This window comes from Mesorhizobium sp. B2-4-19 (assembly GCF_006441315.1).
Lineage (GTDB): Bacteria > Pseudomonadota > Alphaproteobacteria > Rhizobiales > Rhizobiaceae > Mesorhizobium.
This window is the reverse complement of record NZ_VFUV01000005.1, coordinates 322254-345136: the sequence shown is the minus strand read 5'-3', so window position 1 is coordinate 345136 and position 22883 is coordinate 322254. Positions and strand designations below refer to the sequence as shown.

Here is a 22883-nt window from a genome sequence, read left to right as displayed (position 1 = left end):
GGTTTCCTTTCCGGCCGATGACCGGTAGTACCTCCATAGGACAGGGGATCACGCATTCTTGCGGCGACGCAAAAGGTGTGAATTCCAAGCCCGTCCTATTTCAGACAATTGGATTGTGGCCCCTTTACGAGCGCTTCAGAACTTCATTCCAATTTTAGTTTTGTAACCTAGGTTGTCTTAATGCCGGCGCATGAAGAGCAGATGTCAGGAGGGACCGCGCCAGGGCGCGTGCTTCCGCGCGCCCTGCTTTTGGCCATGATGTGCGCAACCGCGTTGGGTGCCGAATCAAGGCCCGCGGCCGCTTTCGAGCTTTTCGGCATCAAGCTGTGGGGATCGTCCAACGACGAGGACGCCGATATCGTCGATCCGCTGCGCTATGCCGTGACCATCACCGCGCCCGATGCCGACAAGGATCTGGTTAAGAAGCTCGAAAACGCCTCGGCGCTGAAGGGCGATGAGGATCGGCCGGTTTCCGGTTCGCTCGGGCTGATGGCCAAGGCGCGCAGCGATAGGGAACAATTGGTCGCCGCCCTCTACGCTGATGCCCGCTACGAAGGCGTGGTCACCATCACCATCGACGGCAAGCCGCTCGACGACTTGCCGCCGGACGCCGAATTCAAGGGTCCGCAGCCGATTCCGGTGGCGATCAATATCGCCGCCGGCCCGAAATTCACCCTCGGCAACATCAGGCTGGAGGGCGACGCGGCGGGGCTGATGAGCGCCGATTACGGTCTGATATCGGGCGGCGACGCCGGATCGGGGGCGGTGCTCAAGGCCGAGGCGCTGATCGTGCGGACGCTGAAGGAGCAGGGCAGGCCGCTGGCCAAGGTCACCGACCGGCAGATCGTCGCCGACCATGCCACCTCGACGCTGGACGTGACGCTGACGGTCGCGGCCGGGCCGGTCGCCGGCTATGGCGCGACCACGGTGGAGGGCACCGAGAAGGTCGACCGCGATTTCACCGAATACATGACGGGCTTGAAGCGCGGCAAGCAGTACTCGCCGCAGGAGATCAGCGACGCGCGCGACAGGCTCCTGGCGCTGGAAGTCTTCAACAGCGTCACCTTCAAGGAAGCCGACAAGCTCGATGCCGACGGCAACATCCCGATCGGCGTCCAGGTCAGCGAGCGCAAGCCGCGCTATTTCGGCCTGGGCGGCACCTTCTCGAACACGGAAGGGCTGGGCCTGGAGGGCTATTGGGGACACCGCAACCTGTTTGGTCACGCGGAAAAGCTGCGTATTGATGGCGCCATCAGCGGCATCGGCAGCAACAATCTGTCCGACCTGAACTACAATGCCGGCATCATGTTCGAGAAACCCGGCGTGATCGGGCCGGCGTCGAAGTTCTTTGCCAGCTTCAAGACCGTGCTCGAGCATCCGGATGCGTATGACCATTTCTCGGTCAAGGGCAGCACCGGCCTGTCCTACGAACTCGACAAGAAGCAGACGGTCTCGGCGGAAGTAGCGCTCGACTATTCCAGGATCACGGATGCGTTCGGCAAGCACACCTACCTCATCGCCAGCGTTCCCCTGCAATATGTTTATGACAACAGGGATAGCAGGCTGAACCCGACCAAGGGCTTCCGGGTGCTGGCCTATGCCGAGCCGAGCTACGACATTTTGAGCGGCGCCGCCTTCCTCAAGCTGAAGGGCGAGGGATCGGCCTATCAGTCGCTGGACACGGCCTCGAAATTCGTGCTGGCCGAGCGCGTCGCCGTCGGCTCGATCGTCGGCGCCGGGCTGCAGAACGTTCCGGCCGAACGGCGCTTCTACTCCGGTGGTGGCGGTTCGGTGCGCGGCTATGCCTATCAGGGCATCGGCCCGAAAGACTTCACCGGTCAGCCGATCGGCGGCCTGTCCTTCTTCGAGACCTCGGTCGAAATGCGCATAGCCGTCACCGATACGATCGGTATCGTGCCCTTCGTCGATGCCGGCACGGTGTCGACCAAATCGGTTCCCAACTTCTCCGACGTCAAGGTCGGCGCCGGTGTCGGCCTGCGCTACGTCACGCCGTTCGGGCCACTGCGCATCGATGCGGCCGTGCCGCTCAACCGCGATCCCGGCGATCCGCATTTCGGCATCTATGCCGGCATCGGGCAGGCGTTCTGACATGAAGACGGTGTGGCGCATCCTTCGCATTGTCCTCTACACGCTGCTGATCGTGGTCGCGGGCGCGATCGGCGCGCTCGTTGTCCTGACCAAGACCGAGCGCGGACGCGACAATCTCGCCGGCATCATTTCGCGGCTCGCTTCGAACGACGACCGCAAGATCACGGTCAGTGGCATTGACGGCATCTGGTCTGGCGCGCTCAGCGTCGACCATGTGGTGCTGGAAGACCGCCAGGGCGCCTGGCTGGTGGCGCGCAAGGTCGCCGTCGACTGGTCGCCGCTGGCGCTGCTGTCGAAAAGCTTCAGTGCCGGCCGCATAGCCGCCGAGCGCATCGAACTGGCACGCCTGCCGGTGGCCGGCACGCAGCCGCCGGCGCAGGGCGGCACGGCGACGCTGCCGGTTTCCATCGACATCCGAGAGATCGACCTGCCGGAAATCGCGCTTGGCCAGCAACTGGCCGGCAGCGGCATAGCCGAACTCGCCGCCAAGGGGATGCTCAAGGCCGACGCGGCGCCGCTGGCGGTCGAGACGGTGCTCAATGTCACCCGCCATGACGGCAAGCAAGGCAATGTCGACGCCAAGATCCACTTTGCGCCGGCAGACAACAGGCTCGACCTCGATCTCAAGGCGTCGGAGCCGGCGGGCGGCATCATCGCCAATCTGCTCAAGCTGCCCGATACGCCGCCGGTCGACATAGCGGTCTCGGGCACCGGACCACTGGCCAACTGGAATGGCATCGCCACATTCATGGTCGACGGCAAGATCGTCACGCAGCTGACGGGCCGTCATCAACTCACAGACAAGGGCAATCACGTCGAGGCCAAGGGCGACGGCGAGTTCGCGCCCTTCCTGCCGGAAAATCTGAGGCCGCTGTTTACCGGCAAGACCAGCTTCGACGTCGCCGGCACCGCCACATCGGCCGGCGGCATCAGTGTCGAGCGGGCCAGCATCGAAAGCGACGCCATCCATGGCACAGCGACCGGCATCGCCGACCCCGCCGGCGCCAGCGATCTGTCGGTCGAAATCGCCGCCAAAAGCGCGCCGGTGCAGATCGTTGTGGGAAGTGCGGCGCAACCGATCACCATTGCGATCAGGAACGCCACCGCCCGCGCCTTCGGCGACGGCAAGGCGCCGATCGTCGATATCGGTGCCTCACTGGCTTCGGTGGTGGCGGGCGGTACCCAGCTCAACGATATTTCGGGACAGATCCATTCCGACGGCTTCGACGTCCAGAACCGCGCCGGTCCGGTTACCGTCAAGCTGACGGCGGGCGGGCTGAAGACCGACATCGCGACGCTGGAGCCGCTGATCACCGGCAAGGTCGATGTCGACCTCGCCGGATCGCTGAGCAAGGACGCCATCACCATCGAGCAGGGCACGCTGCGCTCCGATGCGCTCAACGCCTCGCTGACGATGACGGTGGTGCTTGCCGATCTGTCGGTGCGGCTCAAGATGAATGCCGATGCGGTGTCGACCGCCTTGCCGCCGCAGATCAGCTCTGTGCTCGGCGAGCGGGTGAAGTTCTCGGCCGCCGCGACGCGCGATCCGCAAGGAGCCTTTGCCGCCAACTCGATCTCGTTGACCTCCGGCTCGCTCAGCGCCAGCGGCACCGCCAGCGCGCAAGGCACCGACATCCAGGCCGACATCAAGGGCACGCTGGGCGATGTTTCGGTGCTGTCGCCGATGGTCGGCGTGCCGGTCGCCGGCGGCGTCGATTTCGCGCTGTCGGCAAGCGGCGCCAGGACGGCACCGGATTTCACCGTCTCCGCCAACAGCGACAGCCTGACGGCCTCGGGCCGCACCGTGAAGGCGATCAATCTGACGGCAAGCGGCAAGGCGGATATACTAAGCCCCTCGGCCAACGTCTCGCTGACAGGCGCGGTCAACGACCAGCCGCTCGATATCAAGGCGGCGCTAGTGACCAGCGAGGGCAAGCGCTCGATCAACGGTTTCCTGGTCTCGCTCGGCGACAACAAGGTTTCCGGCGATCTGGCGCTCGATGACAAGTTCATGCCGCTCGGCACGCTGACGCTCGCCGCGCCAGCAATCGACCAGCTGGCGGCACTTGCCGGCCAGGCGGTGACCGGCGACATCAACGGCACCATCCTCCTTGCCAAGGACGGCGACGCACCCTCCGTCACCATCGATGCGAAAAGCACGTCGGTCGCACGCGGGGAAGTGACGGCCAAGGCGATCGCCGTCAACGCGCTGATCGCCAACTATCTCAAGGCGCCGGCGATCTCGGGCACCATCAAGGCCGACAGCGTCACCTCGGGCGCCACCGAGATCAGCGGCATCGGCGTCGACCTGAAGCGCGACGGCGACTGGACCAATTTCACCGGCGGCGCCACCATAGCAGACATTCCGGCGACCGCTGCCGGCCGGGTCAAGATCGCTGGGGGCACCACCAGCGTCGAGATTGCCTCGGGCGAAGCCACGGTTCGCGGCATCAAGGCGGCAATCGCTGAACCCTCGACCCTGACTATCGCCAACGGCACCACCAGCATCGAGAGGCTGGCGCTCGATGTCGGCGGCGGTTCGGTGACGCTGTCGGGCAGCGCCGGCCAGACGCTCGATCTCGCCGCACAGTTTTCCGCGCTGCCGGCGGCCCTGGCCAATGATTTTGCCCCCGGGCTCGATGCGGTGGGAATGCTCGGCGGCGCTGCGCAGTTGACCGGAACGCCGGCTGCCCCCGAAGTTCGGTTCAACGCACAGCTTGCAGGCGTCGAAACCAGCCAGACCCGCCAGGCCGGGCTCGGGCCTCTCGCGGTCGATGCGGCCGGCACCTACACCCTGGCCGGCGGCGGCGTCCTCGACCATGCGACGCTGTCCGGCGACAAGATTTCCGGCCAGGCCTCCGGCACCATCAATCCGAACGGCGCCAGCGATTTTGCGCTTGACCTTACATCGTCGGGACCGAGCCTGCCGCTGACGGTCGGAAGCGCCGCGAGCCCGGTGAAGATCGAGATCCGGTCCTTGTCGGCGAAGGCGGCGGGCGAGACCACGCGAGCCCGCCTGGATGTTTCCGCGATCCTGCCGTCAATCACCACCAACCCGGCTAAGGTGGATGGGCTTGTCCTGGCATTGCACTCGGATGCGTTCGACCTCAAGAACCGCGCTGGAGCGGTTTCAGGCACGGTGTCGGTGGACAAGGTCGGTCTCGACAATGCCGTTATCGCACCGCTGATCGCCGGCAAGGTGACGGCAGCGCTGAACGCCCGGCTGACGTCGGACGGCGTCGCCATCGACAGCGGCTCGCTCAAGAGCGATGCGCTGAATAGCCAGGTCGCCGGGCAGGTGTCGTTGCGCGATGGCGCCATCGACCTGATGCTGAGTGCGGATGCCCCGTCATCGGCCTTGCCGGCGGCGGCGCGCGGCATGCTTGGCGAGCGCGCGCAGATCAGCGCCACGCTGAAGCGCGATCCTTACGGCAGCATCAATCTCGATAGGTTGAAGCTGGTCTCGGGCGGACTGACCGCACAAGGGCAGGCGAGCCTTGCCGACAACAAACTGGGCGCCGATATCACCGGCGCCCTTGCCGATATTTCGCCGCTGTCGAAGGACGCCAAGGGCGCCATTGCCTTTGCGCTGAACGCACAGGGCCCGGCCATCGCCCCCGATCTGTCACTGACGGTCAACAGCGATCGGCTTTTGGTGGCGGAGCGCGAGATCACCGGACTGAAGCTCACGGCTACCGGCAAGACGGATGCCGCCAACCCGGCCGCGAACGTGCAACTGGCCGGCAATGTCGCGGGACAGGCCTTGCAAGGCAGCGCGGTGTTGGCGACGGCGGACGGCAAGAGCGCCATCAACGGCCTGCTCCTGTCGCTCGGCAAGAACCGGATTTCCGGCGATCTGGCGCTGGACGACAAGTTCGTACCCGAAGGCACCATCTCGCTCGACCTGCCCGATATCGGCCCGCTCGCCGCGCTGGCGCTGGAAAAGGCGGAGGGCGACGTGCGCGGCACGATCGCCTTCACGAAGAACGGTGCCGCACCTCAGGTCGCCATCAAGGCGGCCACCACCTCGATCACGCGCGGCGATCTCCAGGCGAAGGCGGTTTCCATCGATGCGCTGATCGCCAATTACCTCGCCGCACCGGTGATCTCGGGCAAGATACGCGCCGACACTGTCAAATCGGGCGGCACCGTGATCACCGGCATCGATGTCGATCTGAAGCGCGACCGCGACTGGACCGGTTTTTCCGGTGGCGCCACGGTCAAGGGCATTCCGGCCAAGGCCGCCGGCCGTGTGAAGGTGGCCAATGGCACGACCACCATCGAACTCGCTTCCGGCCAGGCGACCGTCCAGGGCATCAAGGCGGCCATCGCCCAGGCTTCGACCGTCAGCATCGCCAACGGCACGACGACGCTGGACCGGCTGGTGCTCAACCTTGGCGGCGGCACGGCGACGGTGACCGGCAAGGTCGGGCAGGCGCTCGATATCAATGCGGCGCTGGCGAAGGTGCCGATGTCGCTCGCCAATGGTTTCTCGCCGGGTCTCGATGCCGCTGGTTCGATTTCCGGCACGGTGAAGGTGACCGGCGCGCCGGCGAGCCCTTCCGTAGCCTTCAATATAGACGCGGCCGGCGTGCAGACGTCGCAAACCCGCGGCGCCGGTGTCGGCGCGGTAGGAGTTTCCTCCTCCGGTACCTTTGCCGGCAACAAGCTGACTTTCAACGCCAATGTCAGCGATGGCGCCGGTCTTGGCCTCAAGGGCGGCGGCACGGTGACGACGGCGGGCACGCCCGCGCTGGTGCTCGACTTCAATGGCGCCGTTCCCTTCGGCATGCTCAGCCAGAAGCTTGCCGCGCAGGGCTTGTCGCTGTCGGGAACAGCCACGGTCAATGTCCAGGTGCGCGGCCCGGCGACGTCGCCTGTCGTCGGCGGCAGTGTCAGCACATCTGCCGCGCGGCTGGTCGATGCCCGCTCGGGCCTGGCCGTCAACGATCTCGCGGCCGATGTCTCGATCGGCGGCGGCGTCGCCAGGATCAACCGGCTGACCGGAACATTGTCGACGCGCGGCAGCCTGTCGGCCAGCGGCACGGTCGGGATCAACCCGGCGCAAGGTTTTCCGGCCGACCTGTCGATCAAGCTCACCGACGGCCGCTATACGGACGGACGCGTGGTGACCGCCAATCTCGGCGGCGACCTGACGATCAAGGGGCCGCTGGTATCGGCACCGGTGATTGCCGGCACCGCCAATCTCGCCAAAACCGTCATCACGGTTCCGGATAAGTTGCCGGGCTCGCTCTCGGCGCTCGACGTCAAGCACAAGAACGCGCCTGGCGCCGTCAGCGCGCAGGACAAGGCGCTGCGCCCGGCAACGACGTCGGGCAAGAGCGGCGGCAGCGGGCTTGCGCTCGACGTCACCGTCAATGCGCCGAACCAGATCTTCATCCAGGGCAGGGGCGTCGATGCCGAACTGGGCGGCTCGCTCAGGCTGACCGGCCCGGCCTCGTCGCCGCAGGCCGTCGGCACCTTCACCTTGCAGCGCGGCCGGCTGTCGATCCTGGGCAAGCGGCTGACCTTCACCGAGGGTACGGTCGGTTTCTCCGGCTCGCTGGTGCCCTATCTCAACCTGACGGCGACCACGACGACGGCCAGCGCCACGGTCACCATCGTGGTGTCGGGCGAGGCGACCAATCCGAAATTCACCTTCTCCTCGGTGCCGGCGCTGCCCGAGGACGAGGTGCTGGCGCAATTGATCTTCGGCCGGTCCATGTCGAACCTGTCGCCGCTGCAGATCGCGCAACTGGCCGAGGCGGCCGGCCAACTGGCTGGCGTCGGCGGCTCGACGTCGCTGCTGGAGAATCTGCGCAGCGCCATCGGCGTCGACGATCTCGACGTCACCACCGACGACAAGGGCGGCACGGCGGTCTCGGCCGGCAAATACCTCAACGACCGCACCTATGTGACCATCCAGAAGGGCGACAAGCCGGGCTCGGGCAAGGCGACCATCGACCTCAATGTCGGGCGTGGCGTCAAGTTGCGCGGCGAGGCGACGGACGCCGGCGAGGCCAAGGGCGGCATCTTCTACGAAAAGGAATATTGAGGGGCTGGTCCTCACCATTGCCGGGACTGGCGCTGTCGTAACCCGTGCCAATGTCTCAGTTTAATCGCCTTGGGTAGATTTTGGCGAAATCTGGGCGCACTAGCAATTTTGCGTCAAGACTGTCGCTATCGCGCGTACCGCTCCCTTTTCAAAGTTGCACATTCGCTAACATGTTCCCAATCCAAGCCGTCTTTGACATCATGGCCTGGATGCGGAATGTTAATCGGCGGAAAGCCAACAATGGGAGTTAGTCATGACAATCTACAAGAGTAATGGCGATCGCGTTCCGGATCACATCCTGGCCATGGCCGAAGAAGCCAGGGCAGGTAAGGTCGATCGCCGCGAATTCCTGGCCATGGCAAGCGTCTTCGGCGCCTCGACGGCGATGGCTTATGGCCTTCTCGGTCTCGCCGATCCGACGCCGGCAAGGGCAGAAGAGGTAAAAGGCAAGAAAGGCGGCACGCTGAAGGTCGCGCAGTGGATCAAGGATCCCAAGGATCCTCGCAAGGCCGACTGGTCGGAAATTGCCAATGCCGAGCGCCAGGCGCTCGAGCCACTGGTCAAGTACACGAGCGAATATACGTTCCGCCCTTATCTGCTGGAAAGCTGGGACGTGAACGACGACGCCACCCAGTACACGCTGCATGTGCGCAAGGGCGTGACCTGGTCGAACGGCGACCCCTTCACAGCCTCTGACGTCGTCTTCAACCTGAAGCGCTGGGCCGACAAGAAGGCCGAAGGCAATTCGATGCCGGGCCGTCTCGGCTCGCTGGTCAAGGATGACAAGCTCGACGAAAGCGCCGTGAGCATGCCGGACGACCACACGGTCGTGCTCAAGCTCGCCAAGCCTGACATCGCGCTCATTCCCAACATGTGCGACTATCCCGGCCTGATCGTCCACAAGACTTTCGACCAGAAGGGCGGCGACTTCAAGGCCTGCCCGATCGGCACCGGTCCATTCGAGCTCGTCTCCTACGACGTCGGCCAGAAAGTCGTCTACAAGCGCCGCGCAGACAACAAGTGGTGGGACGGCGACGTGTTCCTCGACGGCATCGAATTCATCGACTACGGCACCGATCCGGCGGCCATGGTCAGCGCTTTCGAGGCTGGCGAAGTGCACACCAACTTCGAAACGTCGGCCGACTATGTGTCGATCCTCGACAAGATGGACCTGGTCAAGTCGGAGATCGTCACGGCTTCGACCATCGTCTGCCGCACCAACGTCAACAACAAGCCTTATGGCGACCAGAAGGTGCGCAACGCGCTGCAGCTCGCGGTCGACAACAATGTCGTCCTGCAGCTCGGCTATGGCAATGCCGGCTCGGTCGCTGAAAACCACCATGTCTGCTCGATCCATCCGGAATATTACGAGCTGCCGAAGGTTGCCCGTGATCCGGCCAAGGCCAAGGCGCTGATGGCGGAAGCCGGCCAAGCCGACTTCGAACACGAGCTGATCACGGTTGACGAGGACTGGCACAAGAACACCGGCGACGCGATCGCCGCCCAGTTGCGCGATGCCGGGATCAAGGTGAAGCGCACGGTGCTGCCGGGCTCGACGTTCTGGAACGACTGGACGAAGTATCCGCTGTCCATGACCAACTGGAACATGCGTCCGCTCGGCGTCCAGGTTCTGGCCATCGCCTATCGCACCGGCGAGGCCTGGAACGAGGCTGGCTGGTCGAACCCCGACTGGGATGCCAAGCTCAATGCGGCACTCGCCGTTGCCGACGCTGCCAAGCGCAAGGACATGATGAAGGATATCGAGCAGATCCTGCAGGCTTCCGGCATCATCATCCAGCCCTACTGGCGCAAGCTCTACAGCCACTCGGTCAAGGCGGTGCAAAACTACAAGATGCATCCGACCTTCGAGCGCGACTACGGCAAGGTCTGGCTCGATCAGGCCTGATCGATCGGGCCGGGGAAAGGGGCATTGCCCCTTTCCCTCCCTCTCCGCGTCGCCATTGCAGGTTCGTCCGCAAAAAAATACGGACTCACCCGCAAAGGCCATGCGATAAAAACAGGGTTGATCGCATTCGAGGGCCCGTTTGACGGCCAGTCCGCCGGTGACGGCAGGCGAGGCTTTGAAGCCGGCTCAAAACCCACCCCATCGGCAGGGGGCCGCCATGCTTTCTTTCGTTCTCAGGCGTCTCGGCACCATGGCATTGACGATGCTGTGCCTGACGATGATCGTCTTCTTCCTGATCAACCTCGAACCCAACCTGAAGAAGCTGGCGATCAGCCAGACGGAAATGCACACTTCGGCCGAACAGCTGGAGGACTGGCTGGTCAACCATGGCTACCGGCAGAATTTCTTCGTCCGCTACGGACAATGGCTGGGCCTGCTGCCCAAGCAGCCGGTGACCGACCCGGCGACCGGCAAGCCGACGCAGCGTTTCACTTTCTGCAACGATCCGGCCGTACCAACCTTCTCCGGCGTCCTCGAAGGGGATTTCGGTTGCTCGACCAAGTTCAAGACGACCGTCGCCTCCAAGCTGTTTCCGGCTCTTGGCGCCACCGGCATCCTGATGTTCTGTGTGTTGGCGGTGATGGTGCCGGTATCGCTCTTGATCGGCATCCTGGCCGGCATGCGCGAGGGATCGCGAACCGACCGGGTGCTTTCGGTGGCCTCGATCGCCTCGACGGCGACGCCCGAATATGTGTCGGGCGTCATCTTCACCGTCATCTTCGCCTCATGGCTCGGCTGGTTGAACGGTTCGGCAGCGTCCGCAAGCCAGGGTATCACCTTCTATAATTTCACCCTGCCGGTCATGACGCTGGCAATCTACGGCATCGGTTACATCGCCCGCATGACCCGCGCCTCGATGGTCGAGGTGATGACGCAGCAATATATCCGCACCGCCCGGTTGAAGGGTCTCTCCTTCGGCGGGGTGGTGGTGAAACATGCGCTGCGCAACGCGCTGATCGCACCGTTCACCGTCATCATGCTGCAATTTCCCTGGCTGCTCACCGGCGTCGTCATCGTCGAGGTGATGTTCCGCTACCAGGGCTTCGGCTACACGCTGGTCGAGGCCGCCGGCAACAACGACATCGACCTTTTGCTTGGCTGCTCGCTGGTCTCGGTGTTCATCGTCTTGATCACACAGCTCATTTCCGATGTCGGCTACGCGTTTCTCAATCCGCGTATCAGAGTTCAGTAGGGGGCGAAGCGGATGCAGGTCCAATATATCAGTGCCTTCAGCGTCGTTCTCGAAGTGCTGTCGCGCTTCTGGCCGGTCTGGATTGCGCTCATCATCGTCATGGGTGCGAGCTTCGCCTACAAGAAAAGGCTGGCGCTCTACGGGCAGCTGTTCGACAGCGGCGTCGGCATCGTCGGCGTCGGCATCTGCCTGTTCTGGCTGTTCACGGCGATCTTCGCATCGACCATCTCGCCTTTCGATCCGCTGGCCCAGGTCCCGGTGATGAAGGACATGCTGCCCGGCGCCATCGAGCCGCAATCGGGGCTTGTCTATCTGTTCGGCGGCGACAAGTTGGCACGCGACGTGTTTTCGCGCATGGTCTATGGCAGCCAGATCGTGCTGATCATCGCGCCAGCGGCGACCGGCTTCGCGCTGATGGTCGGCATCACGCTTGGCCTGCCCGCCGGCTATTACGGCGGCAAGATCGATACGGTGCTGTCGTTCCTGGCCAACCTCGTGCTGGCCTTCCCGGTGATCCTGCTGTTCTACCTCCTGGTGACGCCGGGTATCATGGACACGCCGATCCCCTATGCCATGGCGGGCGTGTTCTTCCTGTTTCCGATCATCTTCTTCAGCGTGCTGTTCTGGACGCGCTACAAGAACCGGCCAGACCGGCTGTACATCCTGCTCGGCATTACCCTGATCGTCGGCGGCTGGATCTATCTGGGCCTCGTCTTCGACAAGGACCCGCTGCACATCGTCCACATCGATCCCAACCAGCTCAACATCTTCGTGGCGGTGGTGTTTGCCTCCAGCCCGGGCGTGTTCCGCATCGTGCGCGGCCTGGTGATGGACATCAAGACGCGCGACTATGTGGCGGCGGCGCAGACGCGCGGTGAATCGCCCTGGTACATCATGCTTTGGGAGATCCTGCCCAATGCGCGCGGGCCGCTGATCGTCGATGCCTGCCTGCGCATCGGCTACACCACCATCCTGCTCGGGACGCTGGGCTATTTCGGCCTCGGCCTGGCACCGGAAAGCCCCGACTGGGGCACGGCGATCAAGGATGCCAGCCGGCTGCTGCGCTCCTTCATCCATCCGGCGCTGCCGCCGACGATCGCGCTGATGTCGTTCGTGCTGGGGCTCAACCTGTTGGCCGACTCGCTGCGTGAACAATCGATGAAAGACTGATTGACGGGCCCCGGCCCGCATCTGGTAGAATTTGGATTGGAGCGACCCATGAACGAGGCAGTTCGAAATCCCGCAGAGCCGATCATCGAGATCGAAAACCTGTCGATCTCCTTCTTCACCCGCAAGGGCGAAATACCGGCCGTCATGGATTTTTCCTGCACGGTCATGCCCGGCGAAGCGATGGGCATCGTCGGTGAATCCGGCTGCGGCAAGTCGACCGTGTCGCTCGGCATCATGCGCGACCTTTCCAACATCGGGAAGATCGTCGGCGGCAGGATCAAGTTCCAGGGCAAGGACATGGGCGAGCTCTCCGAGGAGGAGCTGCGCGCCATCCGCGGCAACAAGATCGCAATGATCTACCAGGAGCCGATGGCCAGCCTCAATCCGGCGATGAAGGTCGGCCAGCAGTTGATGGAAGTGCCGCTGATCCATGACAAGGTGTCGAAGGAAGAGGCTTACAAACGCTCCCTCGAAATGGTGCGTGCGGTCAAGCTGCCCGATCCCGAGCGCATGATGCGCTCCTATCCGCACCAGCTCTCCGGCGGCCAGCAGCAGCGCATCGTCATCGCCATGGCGCTGCTGTCGAAGCCGGCACTGCTTCTGCTCGACGAGCCGACGACGGCGCTCGACGTGACGGTGGAGGCGGGCATCGTCGAACTGGTCAAGGGACTGGGCGAGAAGTTCGGCACGTCGATGATCTTCGTGTCGCACAATCTCGGCCTTATCCTCGAGACCTGCGACCGCATCACCGTGATGTATTCGGGCGAGGCGGTGGAGACCGGCAAGATCAAGGACGTGTTCGACCGAATGCGCCATCCCTATACGCAAGGGCTGTTCCGCTCGATCCCGCTGCCGGGCGCCGACAAGAATTCGCGGCCGCTGATCTCCATCCCCGGCCAGTTGCCGCTACCGCATGAGCGGCCGAAAGGCTGCAATTTCGGTCCGCGCTGCCACCACTTCGTCGAGGGCGTCTGCAACGCCGCCGAAATCCCGATGGTGGAGGTCGCCGGCCACGAAGGCCATTTCTCACGCTGCGTGCGCTTCAACGAGATCGACTGGGAGGCGCTGCCGCCCGGCGCCAAGAAGGTCAATGAGCGCGTCGTGCCCGGCGCGCCGGTGCTCAAGATCGAGGATCTCAGGAAATACTACAAGGTCGGCGGCAGCGAGGTGTTCGGCTCGAGCGAGGGCCGCGTCGTCAAGGCCAACGAGACCATCTCCTTTATGGCGCGCGAGTCCGAGACCGTCGCCATCGTCGGCGAATCCGGCTGCGGAAAGTCGACGCTGGCCAAGGTGCTGCTCGGCCTGGAGACGGCAAGTGCCGGCACGGTGACGCTGGGCAACAAGCAGATCCAGGCGACCGGCATCGAGAGCCGCAGCGTCGAAACCGTGTCGTCGATCCAGATGGTGTTCCAGAACCCGTTCGACACGCTGAACCCCAGCCATTCGGTCGGGTCGCAGATCATCCGCACGCTGGAGAAGTTCAATGTCGGCAAGACGGTCGCCGACCGGCGCAAGCGCATGCTGGAATTGCTCGACCTGGTGAAGCTGCCGCGCGCCTTCGAGACGCGCAAGCCGCGCCAGCTGTCCGGTGGCCAGAAGCAGCGCATCGGCGTGGCGCGCGCCTTTGCCGGCGATGCCAAGGTGGTGGTGGCCGACGAGCCGGTCTCGGCACTCGACGTGTCCGTGCAGGCGGCGGTGACCGAACTGTTGATGGACATACAGCGCAAGAACAAGACGACAATGCTGTTCATCAGCCACGATCTGTCGGTGGTGCGCTACATCGCCGACCGCGTCGTCGTCATGTATCTCGGCTACATCGTCGAGCAGGGCACGACCGACCAGATCTTCGCGCCGCCCTATCATCCCTATACCGAGGCGCTTTTGTCGGCGATCCCGATCGCCGACACCAGCGTGGTCAAGCGGCACATCGTGCTGGAAGGCGACATTCCGTCGGCGATGAACCCGCCGACCGGCTGTCCGTTCCAGACACGCTGCGGCTACAAGAAGCTGGTGCCGGACAATCTGTGCGAGACCAAGGTGCCGCCAGTCAAGCATCTCGGCGACGGCCATATGAGCCTGTGCTGGCTGGCCGACGACGTGCTGGCCAAGATGGAACCGGTGATCAAGTTCGACAAGGAACATGCGGCGCATGAAGGCGTGCCGGACGACGCGGCGCAGGGCATAGGTCCGGGCTTTGCCGGTTCGCCACCGGCGCGCCCGAGCGGCAAAAAAGCCAGTGCGAAAGCCGATGCGACCGGAAAGGCCGTCGAGGACGCGGACGCCGTCCTGCGAGCCCGTCGACACGAAATCCGCGACGAGGTTTCCGAAACCGGCGTTTCAAAGCCGAAGGATACGACAAGGCGGCACTAACCCAGGCTGATTGTCAGCTTCCGCACTGCCGCAACTGCGCTTCATAGTCCCGCGCCATCTTGTCGGTGGCTCGGGCGTAACCCTGTACGCCGGCGTCACCGCGGTTGCCGCGGCCGTAGGCGGTCCAGCCGAGATAGTAGGCGAGGTAGAGATTGTAGGTGTCGTTGCGGGCGACGCCGTAGGTGTCTGCCGTCTTGGAATGATACCAGCCGACGAAGTCGACGGCATCGGCAAATTTGGTGCGCCGTGCCGCCCAGTTGCCGGTTTCGCGCTGATATTGCGACCATGTGCCGTCGAGCGCCTGCGAAAAACCGGTGGCCGAAGAGACGTGCTTCCAGGGAATGAAGCCGAGAAGCTTGGTGCGCGGCGGCCGGGCATTGCTCTTGAAGCCCGATTCCTTGCGCACCGTCGCCATCAGCACGGGGACCGGCACGCCATATTTCTGCGCGGTGCGTTCGGCTGCGGATTGCCAGTTGTCGAACCAGCCGTCATTCTGGTCGAAGACGGCACAGACATTGTTGATGTGACTGGGCGCGGTCGCGCAGGCCGAAAGTGCCAGCAACACGCCAACTGCTACAATTTTACTAAAACTCGACCTACGCATCGGATGAGCAATAGGCCGAAATCATAAAAGGAATCTTGCTGCCGCCGTTAACGCCTCGCGGTCACGAGCGCTCGCGAAAAAGCCCTGTAGATATCCCGACTCTTTCTGCCGCTTTTTATAAAATAGCGCTGCGTAAATGCCGCCTTGGCTAAAATCACGCCCGCAAACGGCGCATTTCTGACAGCTTGCCTGGTTTGCCAAGGCTTTGATGCCGGCATGAACGAACCAAGACGCAAGCGCGGCGCCGAGCGCACCAGCAACCGGGGGCCGGCGCCCATCCCGCAACTGCCGCAAAGGCGGGTGACCAATCCCTATCCGCCGATGGCATTGCTGTCTCCAGACCAGGTCGAGGCGATCCACCAGGCTTCGATGCATATATTGGAGAATTTCGGCATCGAGGTGATGAGCCCGCGGGCGCTATCGCTGTTCGAGCAGGCGGGCGCCAGGGTCGATCACGCCTCGGCCAATGTCCGCATCGATCGCGGCATGGTCGACGAGGCGCTGAAGACGACGCGCTCCAATTATACGCTGACGCCGCGCAACCCAGCCAACACAATCCATCTCGGCGGCAACACCATCAATTTCACGCTGGTTGCCGGCCCGCCCAACGTGCACGACATGGAGCGTGGCCGCCGCGCCGGCAATCTGCGCGACTATGCCGATCTCACCCGGCTGGCGCAGCATTTCAACTGCGTTCATATGCTCGGCAACCAGGTCTGCGCGCCGGTCGAGCTGCCGGCCAATTCGCGCCATCTCGACACCTACTTCACCAATCTGACGCTGACCGACAAGAGCTTTCATGTCTCGGCGATCGGCCGGGGCAGGGCGCTGGACGGCATCGAGATGATGGCGATCGCGCGCGGGCTGACATTGGACCAGCTGCGCGACGATCCGGGCATCGCCACCATCATCTCGGTCAACTCGCCGCGCCGCTTCGACGAGATGATGGCCGAAGGGCTGATGACCATGGCCGAGTTCGGCCAGTCGGTGGCGGTGACGCCGTTCACGCTGATGGGGGCGATGAGCCCGGTGACGCTGGCGGGTGCCTTGGCGCAGCAGAATGCCGAAGCGCTGTTCGGCGTCGTGCTGACGCAATTGGTGCGGCCGGGCGCGCCTGTCATGTATGGCGCCTTCACCTCCAATGTCGACATGAAGTCCGGCGCACCGGCCTTCGGCACGCCTGAGAACACCAAGGCCAATATTGCCTCCGGGCAATTGGCGCGGCGCTACGGGCTGCCCTACCGGACGACGCCCGGCTCGGCCTCCAATGCGGCGGACGCGCAAGGCGCCTATGAGACGCTGATGGCGCTGTGGGGCGCGGTGCTCGGTCATGGCAATCTCGTCTATCACGCCGCCGGCTGGCAGGAGGGCGGGCTGACGGCGTCGTTCGAAAAGTTCATCATCGATGTCGAGATGATCCAGCACATGATGGAGTTCCTGCGGCCGATCGTGGTCGACGAGGCCGAGCTTGCCGTCGAGGCGCTGGGGGCCGTGCCGACGGGCGGCCATTTCTTCGGCGAGCCGCACACGCTGGAGCGCTACGCCACCGCCTTCTACCAGCCGATGCTGTCCAACTGGCAGAATTTTGAAGCCTGGCAGGAGGGCGGCAGCCTCGATGCAACAGCGCGCGCGACGCGGCTGTGGAAGAAGGCGCTGGAAGACTATGTCGAGCCTGCGATGGATGTCTCTGTGCGCGAGGCGCTCGAAGCCTACGTGGCCAGGCGCAAGGAAGCGATCGGGCAGGGCGAGCCGTGAGTTCTTCGGCGTTGGCGCGCGGCACCCCCCTCTGCCCTGCCGGGCATCTCCCCCTCAAGGGGGGAGATCGGCTGTTACATCTGGCTTCGCCACTCACCAATTTTGAAAAGAGATCGGCGGCGCAGCCACTGCTAATCTCCCCCTCGAGGGGGAGATGGCCGGCAGGCCAGAGGGGGGCGCCCGGCACTGCCTTTCCGATTCACTTCACCTCTTCAAACCATTGAATTAACGAGAAAAATCCATGAAATCGCATGCAAAGGTCGTGGTCATTGGCGGCGGTGTCGTCGGGTGTTCCGTGCTGTTCCATCTGGCCCGCCATGGCTGGACCGACGTGGTGCTTCTGGAGCGCGACGAGCTGACGTCCGGCTCGACCTGGCACGCGGCGGGCGGCATGCACACGATCAATGGCGACCCCAACGTCGCCAAGCTGCAGAAATACACGATCAGCCTTTACAAGGAGATCGAGGAACTGTCGGGCCAGACGACCGGCGTGCACCTGACCGGCGGCGTGCTGCTCGCCGCGACCGAGGCGCGGCTGGACTGGCTGCGCGGTGTCGTCGCCAAGGGCCGCTATCTTGGCATCGATCTGGAAGTGATCTCGGCGAAAGAGGCGGCCGAGCTGATGCCGCTGCTCGACCCCAAGCAGTTCGTCGGCGCCGTCCGCAACAAGGAGGATGGGCATCTCGATCCCTCCGGCGTCACCCACGCCTATGCCAAGGCCGCGCGGAAGCTTGGGGCGGAAATAGAGCGCTTCACCAAGGTCGAGGACATTGTGCGGCGGCCCGACGGTCTATGGCGCGTCATCACCAACAAGGGCGAGGTGGTGGCAGAGCATGTCGTCAATGCCGGCGGCCTGTGGGCGCGCGAGGTTGGCCGCATGGTTGGACTCGAACTGCCGGTTCTGGCCATGGAGCACATGTACCTGATCACCGAGGACATGCCGGAGGTTGCCGCGTGGAACACCAAGACCGGCACCGAGATCATCCACGCGGTCGATTTCGACGGCGAGCTCTATCTGCGCCAGGAGCGCGGCGGCATGCTGATGGGCACCTATGAGAAAGCCAATAAGCCGTGGTCGGAATACCAGACGCCTTGGAATTTCGGCCATGAATTGCTGGCGCCCGACATCGACCGCATCGCGCCGTCGCTGGAGGTCGGGTTCCGGCATTTCCCGGCCTTCCAGAACACTGGCATCAAGCAGATCATCAACGGGCCCTTCACCTTCGCGCCGGACGGCAATCCGCTGGTCGGGCCGGTGCGCGGCCTGCCGGGCTTCTGGGTTGCCTGCGGCGTCATGGCCGGCTTCAGCCAGGGCGGCGGCGTCGGGCTGGCGTTGTCCAACTGGATGATCGAGGGCGATCCCGGCGCCGACATCTGGGCCATGGATGTGGCGCGCTATGGCGACTGGGCGACGATGGCCTACACCAACGCCAAGGTGCGCGAGAACTATTCCAGGCGCTTTTCGATCCGTTTCCCCAATGAGGAACTGCCCGCCGGGCGGCCGCTGAAGACGACACCGGTCTACGATCTGTTGTCGGCCAAGGGCGCGCAATGGGGCGTCGCCTATGGGCTGGAAGTGCCGCTCTGGTACGCGCCGGAAGGCGTCAAGGACGAGTTCTCGTGGCGGCGTTCCAGTGATTTCTCACATGTCGCCAGAGAGGTCGCGACGGTGCGCGACGGCGTCGGCCTGGCGGAAATTTCAAGCTTCGCCAAATACAAGGTGACGGGCGAGGGGGCAGCGGCCTGGCTCGACCACATGCTTGCCTGCAAACTGCCGAAACCCGGCCGCATGACGCTGGCGCCGATGCTGAAGGACGACGGCAGGCTGATCGGCGATTTCACGCTGGCCAATCTGGGCCCTCCAGATCGAGATGGGGATGGCTGGTTCCTCGCCGGCTCCGGCATTGCCGAGCAATACCATATGCGTTGGTTCGAGGCGCATCTGCCTGGCGACGGCTCGGTTCATATCGAGGCGCTGGGGGCGAGACTCACCGGCCTTGCCATTGCCGGCCCGAAGGCGCGAGAGGTGCTGGCCAAGGTCAGCCGCGCCGATGTTTCGAACGTGGCCGTCCCTTTCATGGCGGTGGCCAGGATGGATATCGGCATGGCGCCGTGCCTAGTCGGCCGCGTCAGCTACACCGGCGATCTCGGCTATGAGATCTGGGTGGCGCCGGAATATCAGCGCGCGGCGTTCAATGCGCTGATGGCGGCAGGCGCGGAACTCGGCATCGGCCTGTTCGGCTCGCGCGCGCTCAATGCGCTCAGGCTCGAGAAGAACTATGGCTCATGGGGACGCGAATACCGGCCGATCTACGGGCCGCTCGAAGCCGGGCTCGACCGCTTCGTCGCCTATGGCAAGGAAGCCGATTTCATCGGCAAGGCGGCAGCGCTGACCGAGCGCAAGCAAGGCGGAAAATTGCGGCTGCGCACCTTCATTGTCGAGGCCGACGATGCCGATGTCATCGGCGATGAACCGATCTGGTTCGGCGGCGCGGTGCGCGGCTGGGTGACGTCGGGCGGCTACGCCCATCATTCGAAAAAGTCGGTCGCCGTCGGTTATGTGCCGAAGGAGATCGCCGAGGAGAGCGACGGCTTCGAAATCGAGTTGCTGGGCAAGCGCCATGCGGCGCGCATCCAGGCGACGCCGCTGTTCGACGCGAATTTTGAGCGCATGCGGGGGTGAAGGCGCGCCCCCGAATGGCGAGCGTCATGCTTTGCGGTTGTCCAGCGCGAAGGCGCCGGCGCCGGCGAAGACCAGATAAAGGAAGATGAAGCAGAACGAGATCGCAGAGTCGCCGCCATTGTTGACCGGGAAGAAATCGCGCGGCATGTGCGCCATGAAATAAGCGATCGCCATCTCGCCGCAGAGCAGGAACGCCACCGGGCGGGTGAGGAGACCGAGCGCCAGCAGAATACCGCCGGCGAATTCGAGGATGCCGGCGGCCACCGGCAGCCCGCTCAAAGTGCCGGCATGGTCGCCGACGGGGAAGTTGAACAGTTTCTGGCTGCCATGCTCGACGAACTGCAGCGCGGTCATGATGCGCAGCACGCCGAGCGCCTGCGGCTGGTACCTGGAGAGGCCTTCAAAAAGCTTCATCTGAGACTCCATTTTCACCCTCCCGGTCCGGCCATAGATTATGGTCCGGCGATGGACTATTCACTTCCCATGGCGCGCCATCAACAATCGGTGATTGGAAATGTTCTCCGGTATGCCCTCTCCTATCGCTCTCGTCAGGGTTGCATTTATGTCGCTAAGGTTGTATTGAGATGGACACTCTAAACCTGTGGGTTCCCTTGCCATGAAAAAAATCGTCATCAGTCTATTCGCACTCCTTGCAGGCACCAGCTTCGCCATGGCCGAGGACGCCGGTTGCGAGGCCTTCAAGTGGCCGGTGACGCGGGAGCAGGCGCTGTTTGCCGCGGCGCCCGCAACGCCGGCTGGGGCGGAGCTGGCGGTCGGTGCTGCCGCGGATCTGGCGCTGGTTCCGGCGGCGAAAGCCGGTTTTACGCTGCCGCCCGAGCGTGCGCCGGCCGAGGGTACGTTCGGTGCCGTCGCCAGCGTGGAGGTGCCAGCCGGAGGAGCCATTCAGATCAGCCTGTCGGGCGAGGCCTGGATCGATGTCATCCAGGACGGCAAGGCCGTCAAGTCGGCGGGCTATAGCGGCGTGAAAACCTGCCCCGGCATCCGCAAGAGCGTACGCTTCAAGCTCACTGCCGGCCCGGCCACCGTCCAGTTCAGCGGCGCGAAAAAGGCCGAGCTGAAGGTCGCGGTGCTGACGCCGGAATAGGGCGGCAAGCACAGCAATGCGGCCTTTCATCGGTGTGCGATGAAAGGCCGTCACTTCGTGGTGGCGTTGTCTGTTTGCGTCAGCGCATCGGCGCCATCAGCGCGAAATGCGCGCCTTGCGGGTCCTGGCACTGCACGACCCAGCTGCCGCCGGGCACCTCCATCGGTCCCATCAGGATCTTGCCGCCATTGTCGGCGACGCGTTTTGCGGCCGCGTCGATGCCGGTGACGTTGAAATAGAACTGCCAGACCGGGACGGGGATTTGCGCCGGCTTGTTCATGATGCCGCCGCCGGATTCGGGGCCGGCCTTGAAGGTCTGGTAGATGCCCATCGGGCCCATGTCGAAATCGCCGGCATTGGTCCAGCCGAACTGGCCGGAATAGAAATCGAACGCGGCCTTCCAGTCGCTGGTGTACAGCTCGTGCCAGCCGATATGGCCGGGCGTGCTGGCCGGCACGACAGGCTGGTCGGGGCCGTTGGGCTGCAGGAACATGAAGGTCGCGCCTTGCGGGTCGGCGACGACGGCGAAGCGGCCGACGCCCGGGATGTCATCGGGCTCGCGGTGGACGGCTCCGCTGGCCGCCTTCAAGGCTTTGGTCGACGCGTCCACATCCTTGGTGTGGATATAGCCGAGCCAGGCCGGCGGCATACCCATCTTGGCTGCGTCCTCTGGCATCGTCATCAGCCCGCCGACGCCACGCTCGCCGACGTTCATGACGATGTAGCGCGGCATGCCGGGCGCCTTGTCGAAGGGCTGCGCCGTCCAGCCGACAACCTTGGTGTAGAAGGATTCGGCGGCGTCGAGGTCTGAAGTCATCAGTTCGTACCAGAAGAAGGGCATTGGGGATTTCGGCATGGTCGGTCTCCTCACCGTTCAGCATCGATCGTTGTCCGATCCACCGCAGGACGATCCTGGCTACGCAAATCCGACAACCGCCCGAACAATAATGCCTGCCCATGACATGCGTTCCTCGTTGCGTGCCCTGCGATTTTCGATTTCTGTACGGCTAGGGGGTTGTTCATGCGCCAGATGTCGCTCACGCCGGAGCTTGTCGCACTGTGCCAGAGGGAAGAGGCCGATCCCGGCCCGGACCCGAGCTGGACGGAGCTGAAGGACGGGGATTTCCAGACGCTTGCCATGCGGCTGTCCGGCGAAGCGGATGAGGGGCCGCTGTGGGTGTTCGCCTATGGCTCGCTGATCTGGAAGCCGGAATTCGAATCGGTCGAGCAACGGCTCGCCACGGCCTTCGGCTGGCATCGCTCCTTCTGCCTCGACATGGTGCGCTGGCGCGGCAGCGCCGCGCAGCCGGGGCTGATGATGGCGCTCGAACGCGGCGGTCGCTGCAACGGCGTGATCTACCGTTTGCCGGACGGTGAAAAGCCGGCGCAGATCGAAAGGCTGCTGCGCCGCGAGATCAGCGACCATGAGAGCGTCAGCTCGGTCAGGTGGCTGCCTATGCATACGGCGCAAGGCGCGCTCCGCGCACTCGGTTTCTGGGTTGGCGTGAAGGGCAGGGGAACGTCGCTGGGCCAGCCGTTGGACAGAGTGGCGGGCATATTGGCCAGGGCCTGCGGCCATATCGGTTCCGGCGCCGAATATCTCTACAACACGGTCAGCCATCTCGAAGCGTTCGGCATCCATGACCGCAATCTGTGGCGGCTGCAGGAACTGGTGGCGGACGAGGTCCGGGCACTCCACGGCCGGCCGGTCGACGAGGGCGGCGCACCCAGGCAAGAGCAGCCGTCCACAGCATAACATGAGTAAAAAAATCATGTTTTTATCGAGCCTTTTCAGCTGTTTGTGCCAAAAATTGACCAATTGATAAAAAAATAAAACGTGCTAGCCTTCCCCAAAACGAAAACATGGGGAACTG

The 22883-nt window shown here is 63.9% G+C and carries 13 protein-coding genes; 10 read left to right on the top strand and 3 right to left on the bottom strand.

What is annotated here, in order from left to right; translation table 11 throughout:
- Positions 1 to 180: 180 nt before the first annotated feature.
- From FJ546_RS12215 to FJ546_RS12190, 6 genes are all read left to right on the top strand, one after another.
- Entirely contained in the window at positions 181 to 2109 is a 1929-nt protein-coding gene (locus FJ546_RS12215) for an autotransporter assembly complex family protein (protein WP_140889552.1), read from the top strand.
- 1 nt (position 2110) lies between these two features.
- Positions 2111 to 8164 (top strand): translocation/assembly module TamB domain-containing protein, encoded by a 6054-nt coding sequence (locus FJ546_RS12210; protein WP_140889551.1) that lies wholly within the window; start codon positions 2111 to 2113, stop codon positions 8162 to 8164.
- 253 nt (positions 8165 to 8417) lie between these two features.
- Positions 8418 to 10070 carry an ABC transporter substrate-binding protein gene (locus FJ546_RS12205; RefSeq protein WP_140889550.1) on the top strand — a complete coding sequence of 551 codons (1653 nt, stop codon included), beginning with the start codon at positions 8418 to 8420 and terminating at the stop codon, positions 10068 to 10070.
- Between the two features lie 217 nt (positions 10071 to 10287).
- The gene (locus tag FJ546_RS12200; protein ID WP_095773873.1) at positions 10288 to 11322 is read left to right on the top strand and encodes an ABC transporter permease; all 1035 of its coding nucleotides are present in this window, start codon (positions 10288 to 10290) and stop codon (positions 11320 to 11322) included.
- 12 nt (positions 11323 to 11334) lie between these two features.
- Positions 11335 to 12492, top strand: a complete 1158-nt coding sequence (locus tag FJ546_RS12195) for an ABC transporter permease (protein WP_140889549.1) — start codon at positions 11335 to 11337, stop codon at positions 12490 to 12492.
- Between the two features lie 48 nt (positions 12493 to 12540).
- Positions 12541 to 14862, top strand: a complete 2322-nt coding sequence (locus tag FJ546_RS12190) for an ABC transporter ATP-binding protein (protein ID WP_140889548.1) — start codon at positions 12541 to 12543, stop codon at positions 14860 to 14862.
- Positions 14863 to 14875: 13 nt separating this feature from the next.
- Here the strand turns inward: FJ546_RS12190 and FJ546_RS12185 are convergent, their stop codons facing one another.
- Positions 14876 to 15466 carry a transglycosylase SLT domain-containing protein gene (locus tag FJ546_RS12185; protein WP_140889547.1) on the bottom strand — a complete coding sequence of 197 codons (591 nt, stop codon included), beginning with the start codon at positions 15464 to 15466 and terminating at the stop codon, positions 14876 to 14878.
- A 216-nt stretch (positions 15467 to 15682) separates the two neighbouring features.
- Between FJ546_RS12185 and FJ546_RS12180 the strand changes: the two genes are divergently transcribed.
- Complete coding sequence (locus tag FJ546_RS12180; protein WP_140889546.1) at positions 15683 to 17221, top strand: trimethylamine methyltransferase family protein; 1539 nt, start codon at positions 15683 to 15685, stop codon at positions 17219 to 17221.
- A gap of 241 nt (positions 17222 to 17462) precedes the next feature.
- Entirely contained in the window at positions 17463 to 19904 is a 2442-nt protein-coding gene (locus tag FJ546_RS12175) for an FAD-dependent oxidoreductase (protein ID WP_140889545.1), read from the top strand.
- A gap of 24 nt (positions 19905 to 19928) precedes the next feature.
- Here FJ546_RS12175 and FJ546_RS12170 read toward each other — a convergent pair whose 3' ends face one another.
- Positions 19929 to 20318: a DoxX family protein gene (locus FJ546_RS12170; RefSeq protein WP_140889544.1), complete on the bottom strand. Its 390-nt coding sequence runs from the start codon at positions 20316 to 20318 to the stop codon at positions 19929 to 19931.
- 202 nt (positions 20319 to 20520) lie between these two features.
- Between FJ546_RS12170 and FJ546_RS12165 the strand changes: the two genes are divergently transcribed.
- On the top strand, positions 20521 to 21009 hold the full coding sequence (locus tag FJ546_RS12165) for a hypothetical protein (RefSeq protein WP_246686817.1): 489 nt from the start codon (positions 20521 to 20523) through the stop codon (positions 21007 to 21009).
- A gap of 79 nt (positions 21010 to 21088) precedes the next feature.
- On the opposite strand, the gene FJ546_RS12160 is transcribed toward FJ546_RS12165, so the two are convergent.
- A complete protein-coding gene (locus FJ546_RS12160; RefSeq protein ID WP_140889542.1) occupies positions 21089 to 21865 on the bottom strand; it encodes a VOC family protein in 777 nt (258 codons plus the stop codon).
- Positions 21866 to 22030: 165 nt separating this feature from the next.
- Between FJ546_RS12160 and FJ546_RS12155 the strand changes: the two genes are divergently transcribed.
- Positions 22031 to 22765, top strand: a complete 735-nt coding sequence (locus FJ546_RS12155) for a gamma-glutamylcyclotransferase (RefSeq protein ID WP_140889541.1) — start codon at positions 22031 to 22033, stop codon at positions 22763 to 22765.
- Positions 22766 to 22883 lie beyond the last annotated feature (118 nt).

Excerpts from the sequence above, each read along its gene's own strand:
- FJ546_RS12165 (WP_246686817.1), top strand. The coding sequence starts at position 20,521 with ATGAAAAAAATCGTCATCAGTCTATTCGCACTCCTTGCAGGCACCAGC.
- FJ546_RS12170 (WP_140889544.1), bottom strand. The coding sequence starts at position 20,318 with ATGAAGCTTTTTGAAGGCCTCTCCAGGTACCAGCCGCAGGCGCTCGGC.
- FJ546_RS12190 (WP_140889548.1), top strand. The coding sequence starts at position 12,541 with ATGAACGAGGCAGTTCGAAATCCCGCAGAGCCGATCATCGAGATCGAA.
- FJ546_RS12160 (WP_140889542.1), bottom strand. The coding sequence starts at position 21,865 with ATGCCGAAATCCCCAATGCCCTTCTTCTGGTACGAACTGATGACTTCA.
- FJ546_RS12180 (WP_140889546.1), top strand. The coding sequence starts at position 15,683 with ATGAACGAACCAAGACGCAAGCGCGGCGCCGAGCGCACCAGCAACCGG.
- FJ546_RS12185 (WP_140889547.1), bottom strand. The coding sequence starts at position 15,466 with ATGCGTAGGTCGAGTTTTAGTAAAATTGTAGCAGTTGGCGTGTTGCTG.
- FJ546_RS12155 (WP_140889541.1), top strand. The coding sequence starts at position 22,031 with ATGCGCCAGATGTCGCTCACGCCGGAGCTTGTCGCACTGTGCCAGAGG.
- FJ546_RS12200 (WP_095773873.1), top strand. The coding sequence starts at position 10,288 with ATGCTTTCTTTCGTTCTCAGGCGTCTCGGCACCATGGCATTGACGATG.
- FJ546_RS12175 (WP_140889545.1), top strand. The coding sequence starts at position 17,463 with ATGAAATCGCATGCAAAGGTCGTGGTCATTGGCGGCGGTGTCGTCGGG.
- FJ546_RS12215 (WP_140889552.1), top strand. The coding sequence starts at position 181 with ATGCCGGCGCATGAAGAGCAGATGTCAGGAGGGACCGCGCCAGGGCGC.
- FJ546_RS12195 (WP_140889549.1), top strand. The coding sequence starts at position 11,335 with ATGCAGGTCCAATATATCAGTGCCTTCAGCGTCGTTCTCGAAGTGCTG.
- FJ546_RS12205 (WP_140889550.1), top strand. The coding sequence starts at position 8,418 with ATGACAATCTACAAGAGTAATGGCGATCGCGTTCCGGATCACATCCTG.
- FJ546_RS12210 (WP_140889551.1), top strand. The coding sequence starts at position 2,111 with ATGAAGACGGTGTGGCGCATCCTTCGCATTGTCCTCTACACGCTGCTG.